The sequence below is a fragment of the Xanthobacter sp. BG11Y11_SDJG genome, assembly GCF_057364445.1.
On sequence record NZ_JBNFNU010000234.1, the window covers coordinates 1 to 6740 of the forward strand.

General features: G+C 69.9%; 8 protein-coding genes. 3 read left to right on the plus strand and 5 right to left on the minus strand.

Features of this window, described 5'->3' with window-relative positions; all coding sequences use genetic code 11:
* Both AC2W7M_RS16955 and AC2W7M_RS16960 read right to left on the minus strand, forming a co-directional pair.
* The coding region (locus AC2W7M_RS16955) for a phosphoenolpyruvate carboxylase (RefSeq protein WP_486133481.1) at positions 1-1049 on the minus strand (1049 nt) is incomplete at its 3' end.
* A gap of 140 nt (positions 1050-1189) precedes the next feature.
* Complete coding sequence (locus tag AC2W7M_RS16960) at positions 1190-2185, minus strand: hypothetical protein (RefSeq protein ID WP_486133482.1); 996 nt, start codon at positions 2183-2185, stop codon at positions 1190-1192.
* 194 nt (positions 2186-2379) lie between these two features.
* On the opposite strand from AC2W7M_RS16960, the gene AC2W7M_RS16965 reads away from it, so the two are divergent.
* Entirely contained in the window at positions 2380-2955 is a 576-nt protein-coding gene (locus AC2W7M_RS16965; RefSeq protein WP_486133484.1) for a prolyl-tRNA synthetase associated domain-containing protein, read from the plus strand.
* Positions 2956-2967: 12 nt separating this feature from the next.
* Here AC2W7M_RS16965 and AC2W7M_RS16970 read toward each other — a convergent pair whose 3' ends face one another.
* The gene (locus AC2W7M_RS16970) at positions 2968-3576 is read right to left on the minus strand and encodes a hypothetical protein (RefSeq protein WP_486133485.1); all 609 of its coding nucleotides are present in this window, start codon (positions 3574-3576) and stop codon (positions 2968-2970) included.
* A gap of 73 nt (positions 3577-3649) precedes the next feature.
* Here AC2W7M_RS16970 and AC2W7M_RS16975 point away from each other — a divergent pair, with 73 nt between their 5' ends.
* Together AC2W7M_RS16975 and AC2W7M_RS16980 are read left to right on the plus strand one after the other, a co-directional pair.
* On the plus strand, positions 3650-4204 hold the full coding sequence (locus tag AC2W7M_RS16975; RefSeq protein WP_486133486.1) for a DUF2975 domain-containing protein: 555 nt from the start codon (positions 3650-3652) through the stop codon (positions 4202-4204).
* A 26-nt stretch (positions 4205-4230) separates the two neighbouring features.
* Positions 4231-4476, plus strand: coding sequence for a helix-turn-helix domain-containing protein (locus AC2W7M_RS16980; RefSeq protein WP_486133487.1), 246 nt, complete (start codon positions 4231-4233; stop codon positions 4474-4476).
* 26 nt (positions 4477-4502) lie between these two features.
* On the opposite strand, the gene AC2W7M_RS16985 is transcribed toward AC2W7M_RS16980, so the two are convergent.
* The gene (locus AC2W7M_RS16985; protein WP_486133489.1) at positions 4503-6206 is read right to left on the minus strand and encodes an acyl-CoA dehydrogenase family protein; all 1704 of its coding nucleotides are present in this window, start codon (positions 6204-6206) and stop codon (positions 4503-4505) included.
* 85 nt (positions 6207-6291) lie between these two features.
* Positions 6292-6740, minus strand: a 449-nt coding sequence (locus tag AC2W7M_RS16990; protein WP_486133491.1) for a hypothetical protein, incomplete at its 5' end; no start/stop codon positions are given.

Below are 6740 nucleotides of genomic sequence, written 5' to 3' on the forward strand. Positions count from 1 at the left end.
CCACCAGGAACTCGTCCTCGACGACGAGCACCCGCTTGCCAGAAAACTTCATCTTTCCATACGCCTTGGTTGGTCTCTGCAGTTTCGCGACCAACGGTGGGTGAGGCGGAAAGTTCCGCGCCGAGGGCCAGAAGCTCGGCATCGTAATAGGCCAGCACCCGCTCGCGCTGCATCCGCACCGTCTCGGAGAGAACCTCGGCGGTGACGAAGGGATTGCCGTCGCGGTCGCCGCCGATCCAGCTGCCGATGCGCAGGAAGGAGGGCAGTTCCACCGTGCGCCCATCGCCGGCCATGGCGGCAAGCTGGTCCTCCAGCTGGCAATAGAGGCGGGGCAGCTGCGAGAGGAAGGTGTAGTCGTAATAGCTGAGGCCGTTCGCCACCTCGTCGAGCACGGTGAGCTTGATGCGCCGCAGCAGGGCGGTCTGCCAGAGCGTGAGCACCGCCCGGCGCAGTTCCTCCTCCTGGGCCTCGCGCTCCTGCGGCGTCTGATCCATGCGCTCGGCGCGCTCCAGGAGGCCGGCGATCTCCATCTCGCGGTTGAGCGTGCTCTTGCGGCGCACCTCGGTGGGATGCGCGGTGAGCACCGGGCTCACATGGGCGCCCCGGAAGAAGTCGATCAGCGTGTCGGCCGAGATCCCCTTCTCGCCGGCACGGGCGAAGGCGTGGGCGAGGCTGCCCGCGCGCGGCGCCGAGCCGGCGATGGCGTGGGCGCGGTTGCGGCGGATGTGGTGCCCGTCCTCGGCGATATTGGCGAGATGGGAAAAGTAGCTGAAGGCGCGGATGATCTCGACCGCGCGCTCGGGATCGAGCCCGGCCAGCAGGCTCTCCAGTTCGTCGCGGGCGGCCTCGTCATTGTCGCGGTGGAAGCGGATGGAGATCTGGCGGATGCGCTCCACCAGGTCGAACACCTCTTCGCCCTCCTGCTCGCGGACCGTATCGCCGAGGATGCGGCCGAGCCGGCGGATATCCTCGCGCAGCGGCTCGTCCTTGGCCTCGCCGTCGGCCGCCTGGACCGCCTGGGTCGCCTGGGTCGCATTCACGTGTGTCATCTCGATGTTCCGCCCTGCGCGGCCGATCCCGGCCCGCAACCCGACCCGAGAGCCCGTGACGGACTCATCCCCGGCAGGCCCGCGCCTGCCCACGTCCACGACGCGCCGCCGAAGCGCGCCGCACCGGCCCCCCGGCGTGATCAGTCTAGGGCATTTGTGCGCAAGCGAAAGCCATTGTGCGCCGCATCGTCACGTCGCGGCGGCCAGATCCGCCAGCGTCCAGGCCGCGCAGCATTCGAACATGGCGAACGCGGCGACGGAAAAATCCTCCACCCCGCGCACGCCTTCGGGGGACAGCGCGAAGCCGGGGCCGCCCGAGAGCGGCACGCCATCCTCGACCAGGCCGGCCCGAACCACCAGGCCGGCCGCCTCCGCGTCGCGCAGAATCTGCAGCGTGTGCGTGCGCGACAGGCCAAACCGCCGGCCAAGTTCGGTGGCGGTGGGCGCGCGCCGCCGAGCGCGGCGGCGGACAGAAGCGCGAACAGCACGAGCATGCCGCCGTCCCGCTCGCAATAGGGCGCGACGGCGGGAGCGTGGTCGAGCACGCGGTAGCCTGCCCGATAGACGGCACCGAAGCGCACTGCGAGCTGGGAGAGAAAGCCCGGTTCGTCCAGGCGTTCGAGAACCACACCGGCCGAGTCGCTCAGCTCGCGCAGGGCCGAGTACTGGACCCGCCAGCGCATCAGGAACAGCTGGCGCAAGCGTTCGGTGGGAGCCAGCGGCCGTTCGCGCCGGTCGCCGCGCCCGACCACGGGCTCCAGATAGCCGCCCCACCGCATCAGCGCGAGCAGCGCCTTGGCGCGCCCCCGGCTGCACAGGCCGGTCTCCTGGCACAGCGCCGCCATGCGCGCCGCCGTCAGTCCGGTGCCGGTGGCATCGGCGGTGGCGTCCAGATAAAGCACGAAAAACCCGAACGCGGTGCGGCCCCGGTCGTTGAGGACGCGGTTCAGGAGCGGATTGTGGTCGTGGACGCCAATGATGCCGTCGGCGGCGATCAGCATCGCCTGGCGCAGGCGCGGATGGGCTCGGATTTTCGCCCTGGCTTCCGCGCCGGTCCCGGCAAGCCAGAACGCGACGTCCTCGTGATGCGCAATAGGCGGTGGGGCGCGAAGTGCCCCACCCGTGAAAACGGACATACGGCTCGGTCCAGGAACACGGGGACAATCACGGCGGCGGACCGCCAGGAGACGGGTGCAGAATAGCCGCATCATACCGCACTCGAAAAGCAAAATGCGCCCGAGGTTGCATTGCCCGCAAGGAAAAACCCCCGGGAGCGACCCAACGGAATGTCCATGGCCCGCCACCCGGCCGTCCGCCGTTTCCGACGGCCTTGCGGAAGCGACCGGACTGCGGCTATGCCGGTTCACCTCCTCACGCCCGCATGGCCATGCCGCACGATCCCGACACGCTCCTCGCTTTGCTCGTGCGCCATCAGATCGCAGCGCAAACCTTCGATCACCCGCCGCTCCACACGGTGGCCGAATCCAAGGCGCTGCGCGGCGCCCTGCCGGGCGTGCAGACCAAGAACCTGTTCCTGCGCGACGGGAAGAAGCGCTACTTCCTGGTCACCGTCGCCGAGGATGCGCCGGTGAATCTGAAGGCGCTGCGCGACCCGCTGGGGGCGCGCGGCTCGCTCTCCTTCGCCTCGGCCGAGGCGCTCTACGAGCTGCTGGGCGTGCTGCCGGGCTCGGTGAGCCTCCTGGCGCTCGCCAATGACGAGGCGTGCCTCGTGAACGTGGCCATCGACCGGACGCTCATGCTTGCCGACGCCGTCGGCTGCCATCCCCTCACCAATACCCGCACCACCGTGCTCGCCCCCGCGGATCTGAAGGCGTTTCTGAGGGTGACGGGGCATCGGGCGCAGGAGATCGACCTGCCGGCGCCGCGCGCCGACGCGGAGCCCTGAGCGCGCTTCCACTCATGGCGCGCAAGCGCCGATCGCCGGCGCCTCGGTGCCGGCCTCGGTCGCCAGCGCCTTGAGATCGACATCGGCCACCAGCGGAATGAACGTGCCGGACGGCTTGTCGCGCAGATAGGTGCTGAGCAGGATCGGCCCCTCCGGCAGCGCTGACGCGGCGCAGCCTTTCATGCCGACCGAGAGCGTGCCGCGCACGCGGCTGCCGCCTGACGACTCGCGGGCCTTGAGAGCGCGCACCTCGTCCCGCGCCGCCTCGAGCCGGCGCCGGCCGTCCTCGGAGAGGCGGAACACGGTGATGCGGAAGCCCGGTTTCTCGTCCGCCTTCAGGGCGGCGCGCACGGCGGCGTCGCCATCCTCCTCGAGCTGCGCCGACACCGTCGTCTTGCGGGTCTCCGATCCGGCGAGCCAGAAGGACATGGTCAAGGTGGCGCCGCCCGGCTCGGGGCGCAGCGCGCTCGGCGCGCGCACCGCCGCCCGGAGGACGGAAAGATCCATGGTCACCGGATCGAGGCTGGCAAGCCGCGGCAGGCTGGTGAGCGGCACGTGCGAGCAGCCGGTGGCGAGAAGCAGAGCGGCGGCGAGCCCCGGCAGGGTGCGGAGGAGCGACATGAGACATCTCATCAGGTATTGACTATTTATCGTTTTATGATAATTTTTTCCCGCGTCAAGGAAAGGTTTCTTCATGTCGCATGCGATCTCCGACCCTCGCCTCGCCCGCCTCCGCCATCGCGGGCAGCTGCTGTCCGCCGTCACCCTGTTCATCCTCGTCGCGCTGGTCGGCGGCGGGCTCGGCATCTGGCTCCGACCCGCCTGGATCGAGGCCGTGGTCGTGCCGCGCTTGGGGATTTCGGGCTATCCGGTGACGCTGGACGCCCTGAGCACGACGCTGGGCCTGCTGCTCGCCGCGGTGCCGCTCGCCATCCTCGCCTACGGGCTCAACCAGGTGCGCCTGATCTTCCGCGACTTCGGACGCGGCGAGACCGTGACCGGGACACTCGCCGCCCGTCTCGAACGGTTCGGCGCCGCGGTGGCGCTTCAGGCGCTGCTCAACCCTCTGGTCTCGACCCTGCTCGGCCTCGTGCTGACGCTGGGCAATCCGCCCGGCCAGCGGGTCCTCGCCGTCCGCCTGTCGAGCCACGACGTGGTATCGGTTCTGGTGGGGCTGATGGTGATCGGCGTCGGCGCGGTGATGCGCGAGGCGGCGCGCATCGCCCGGGAGAATGAAGGCTTCATCTGAGCCGGTTGGAAAAGGCGGGAAGCCTCATGCCCATCGTGGTCAATCTCGACGTGATGCTGGCGCGCGAGATGCGCTCGCGCGAGCTCGCCGAGCGCATCGGCATCACCGAGCAGAACGTCTCGCTGCTGAAGTCCGGCAAGGTGCGCGGCGTGCGCTTCGACACGCTGGCGCGCATCTGCGAGGCGCTCGGCTGCCAGCCGGGCGACATCCTGGAATACGTGCCGGGCGAGGAGCCGGCAGCCGGAGACGACGAGCGCGGCGCGGCGGACTGATCCGCCGCGCCCGCGGACGGGGACCCTCAGTTGCCGCCGTCGAGCAGGCGGCGGGCGATCACCTGGGCCTGGATCTCGGCCGCGCCCTCGAAGATGTTGAGGATGCGGGCGTCGCACAGGATGCGCGAGACCGGATATTCCAGCGCGAAGCCGTTGCCGCCGTGGATCTGCAGCGCATTGTCCGCCGCCGCCCAGGCGACGCGGGCGCCGAGCAGCTTGGCCATGCCGGCCTCGAGATCCGTGCGCCGCCCCTCGTCCTTGGCGCGGGCGGCGAAGTAGGTGATCTGGCGGGCGATCATGGTCTCCACCGCCATCATCACGACCTTGTCGGCGACTCGCGGGAAGGCAATCAGCGGCTTGCCGAACTGGATGCGCTCCTCGGCGTATTTCAGGCCCACCTCCATGGCCGCCTGGGCGACACCCACGGCGCGGGCCGCGGTCTGGATGCGCGCGCTCTCGAAGGTGGTCATGAGCTGCTTGAAACCCTGGCCCTCCTCGCCGCCGAGCAGGTTCTTCGCCGGCACGGCGAAGCCGTCGAAGCCGATCTCGTATTCCTTCATGCCGCGATAGCCGAGAACCTCGATCTCGCCGCCGGTCATGCCTTCGGCGGGGAACGGGTTCTCGTCCGTGCCGCGCGGCTTCTCGGCGAGCAGGATGGAGAGGCCCTTGTAGCCGGGCTCGGCCGGATTGGTGCGCACCAGCAGAGTCATCACGTCGGCGCGCACCGGATGGGTGATCCAGGTCTTGTTGCCGCTGACCTTGTAGACCGCGCCCTCCCCGTCACCCTCCTTCACCGCGCGGGTGCGCAGCGAGGCGAGGTCGGAGCCGGTATTCGGCTCGGTGAAGACGGCGGTGGGCAGGATCTCGCCCGCGGCGATCTTCGGCAGGTAGTGCGCCTTCTGGTCGTCCGTGCCGCCGGCGAGGATCAGTTCGGCGGCGATCTCCGAGCGGGTGCCGAGAGAGCCGACGCCGATATAGCCGCGCGACAATTCCTCGGTGACGACGCACATGGCCTCCTTCGGCAAACCGAGGCCGCCGAACTCTTCGGGAATGGTCAGGCCGAACACGCCCATCTCCGAGAGCTGGGCGATGATCTGAAGCGGGATATAGTCGTTCTTCAGATGCCACTCATGGGCGTGGGGCGCGACTTCCGCCTCCACGAAGCGGTGCATCTCGGTGCGCATCGCCTCCATGGTCTCGTCGAGGCCCGCCTCGCCGATGGTGCCGGTGGGATGGGCGCCGCGGATGATGTCGGCGAGCGCGGCGCGGCTCGCCGCCGTGTTGCCCTTTGCGATCAGGGCCGCGACGGCGGGATCGGCGCGCAGCGCCTCCAGCGTCTCGTCGGAAACGTAGAGATCGGCGAGACGCACCGTCTCGCCCTGGCTCATGGGAATGCCGCCGAGGATCTGGGCGACATACTCGCCGAGGCCGATCTGCACGATCAGCCGCTCGGTGTCGCCGAACTTGCCCATCTCGGTCAGGCGATCGGCGTAATGCACCAGTTCGCGCACCGAGAAGACGTAGGTGGCGAGCCAGGCGAGGCCGTGGGTGGCGCGCTGCTCGGCCTCCAGCAGGGCCGGCGAGAGGCGTCCCCCATCGCTCACCCGCGCGCGCACCGCCGAGGTCGCTTCCGCCAGCAGCTTCTCCAGGCGGTCCGTGGCCGCGCGGCCGAGGGCCACCGCATCGAGGGGAGCGGCGTCCGGGGAACGGAGGGCGGCGCTGGCGGGCATGGACGGGTCTCTCCACAATTGTGCAACGCGGGATAGTCTATCCTTGCTCCCGGAACCATTCCAGATCAACGCCTGTTTCTCGTGCTTAGCCCTCGGGGCTCGTCACTTCGTCGAGGCGGGCGGCAAGGTCCGCCAGGTTCTCCTCCACATGGGTGCAGGCGGAGACCGCCGCGAACAGCGCCGCCAGGGTCTCGCCGCTCGCCGCGTCCAGGGCGCCCTCGGCATTGAGGCGCTCCGCCTCCGCCTCAAGAGCCGCCACCGCCGAGCGGGCGGCCGCCACGGTCTGGGCGACGTCGCCGACGTCCGCGCCGTCGAGCCGGGCGGCGAGCGCCTCCATATGGGCGCGCAGCGTGGTCACGGCAGCATCGAGATGGGGCGCGATCCGCGACGCAAGCGGCTCGGCCAGAGGCCGGTCGGCGCCGCGCAGCAAGATGATGACGGAATGCCACAGGCGCCGGCAGGTGCGCACCACGGGGGCGGGATCCGCATGGCTGGCGAGCCGGCCCACGCGCTCGGCGCGGGCGTCCGAGACGC